The sequence below is a fragment of the Pedococcus sp. genome (genome assembly GCF_036554925.1).
GTDB lineage: Bacteria > Actinomycetota > Actinomycetes > Actinomycetales > Dermatophilaceae > Pedococcus_A.
Genome location: NZ_DATBMI010000190.1, coordinates 1 through 1892, shown reverse-complemented (window position 1 = coordinate 1892; position 1892 = coordinate 1). Strand labels below are relative to the sequence as shown.

General features: G+C 74.3%; 2 protein-coding genes and 1 riboswitch. Both genes read right to left on the bottom strand.

Annotation, left to right across the window (positions count from 1 at the left end; all coding sequences use genetic code 11):
- On the bottom strand, positions 1 to 1017 hold a 1017-nt coding region (gene ribD, locus VIB11_RS14960), incomplete at its 3' end, for a bifunctional diaminohydroxyphosphoribosylaminopyrimidine deaminase/5-amino-6-(5-phosphoribosylamino)uracil reductase RibD (RefSeq protein ID WP_332032152.1).
- A gap of 113 nt (positions 1018 to 1130) precedes the next feature.
- A riboswitch (FMN riboswitch) is annotated at positions 1131 to 1259 on the bottom strand.
- 114 nt (positions 1260 to 1373) lie between these two features.
- A partial coding sequence (locus tag VIB11_RS14955; protein ID WP_332032150.1) for a ribulose-phosphate 3-epimerase occupies positions 1374 to 1892 on the bottom strand: 519 nt, incomplete at its 5' end.

Sequence of the window (1892 nt, the reverse complement as noted above, 5' to 3'; positions counted from 1 at the left end):
CAGGGCGGCCGTGATGCGCACGTCCTCGCCGAGCACCGTGATGTCGCTGGGGTGCAGGCGCAGGGCGTCGGCCATCGTGGTGATCCCGATGTCGGTCATCGCCTGCCTGCCACGGCCCAGGAAGACGGGAGCCACGTAGGCCACCACCTCGTCGACCAGCCCCGCACCGAGGAAGGCACCGGCGAGGGTGGGCCCGCCCTCCAGCCAGAGGCGGTGCACCTCGGCGTCCGCCAGGGCCGCCAGGACGGTCTTGGGGTCACGGGTGCGCAGGTGCCACGTCGGCGCCGCGTCGTCGAGGACCCTGGCGTCGGGCGGGAGGTCGCGCTCCCCCATGACGACGCGGAGTGGCTGCCGGGGGAACAGCGATCCATCGGGCTGCCGCGCCGTCAGGTGGGGGTTGTCGATGAGGGCGGTGCCGGTGCCGACCAGGAGGGCGCCGCTCTCCGCGCGCAGCCGGTGCGCGTCGGCGCGGGCCGCCTCGCCGGTGATCCACTGGCTGGTCCCGTCGGCGGCGGCGCTGCGCCCGTCGAGCGAGGTCGCGAGCTTCCACGTCACCCACGGGCGACCGGTGCTGACGAGGTGGGTCCAGGTGCGGTTCAGCGCGAGTGCCTCGTCGGCGAGCACGCCTCCGCAGACCTCGACGCCCTGCGCGCGCAGCGTGTCGGCGCCACCCGCCGCGCGGGGGTTGGGGTCGGCCTGGCCGAACACGACGCGGGCCACCCCCGCGGCGTGCAGGGCAGGCGCACACGGCTGGGTGCGGCCGGTGTGGTTGCACGGCTCGAGGCTGACGTAGGCGGTGCCGCCGCGGGCCCTCTCGCCTGCCTGGGCGAGGGCGTCGATCTCGGCGTGGGGTGTGCCGGCACCGTGGTGCCACCCCTCGCCGACCACCTCGCCGAGGGCGTCGGTGACCACGCAGCCGACCCGGGGGTTGGGGTCGGCGACGGACCCCCGCGCCGCGAGATCCAGCGCACGCCGCATCAGCGCGCCCTCGGCCGCGGTGTGCTCGCTGGTCGTCATGTCCTGCCCTGTCGCTCGAGACGGTCACCGTCGAGCTCCGGGGGGTCGTTCACGCGGGCAGTTGGGCGCGGCCGACGCCGTCGGCCGCGCGACCACGAGCTGGTCCCGCTGTTATCGTGCTGCCTACCATCCGGACTTTAACCGTCGGTCCTGGAGTTCCACCAGGTCAACCGGCCGCTGGATGCGGTCGGGTCGCGGACTGTCACCGCCGGTTCGGAGTTGCACCGACCCCGGAGCACGTGCCCACCAGTATGTCACCGCCGCGCCGGGGCGTGGCAGCGGTGTCCGGGTGACGGTCCTCACGCACACCGACGGCCAGTGCTGGTGCTGGTGCCGGGGCTGCTGCTGCGCCGGTGCTAGTGCCGGTGCTTCTCCGCGAGGGCGCGCAGCTCGTCGACGGCCGCGGCAGCGTCCTCGGCGCCGTAGACGGCCGAGCCCGCGACGAAGACGTCGGCGCCCGCCTCCGCACACTGCTCGATCGTGCTGGCCGAGACGCCGCCGTCGACCTGCACCCAGATCTCGCCACCGTGGCGACGAACGGCCTCGCGGACCTCGGCGACCTTGGGCATCTGGTCGGCCATGAACGACTGGCCGCCGAAACCGGGCTCGACCGTCATGACGAGGACCATGTCGAGCTCGGGGAGCAGGTCCTCGAAGGGCGAGAACGGCGTGTTCGGCTTGATGGCCATCCCCGCCCGGGCCCCGGCCGCGCGCAGGTCGCGGGCCAGCGCCCTGGGGTCCGCCGCGGCCTCGATGTGGAAGGTCACGGACGCGCCGCCGGCCTCGGCGTACAGGGGAGCCCAGCGGTCCGGGTCCTCGATCATCAGGTGGCAGTCCAGCGGGATCGGGCTGACCTTCGCGAGCGCCTCGACAAC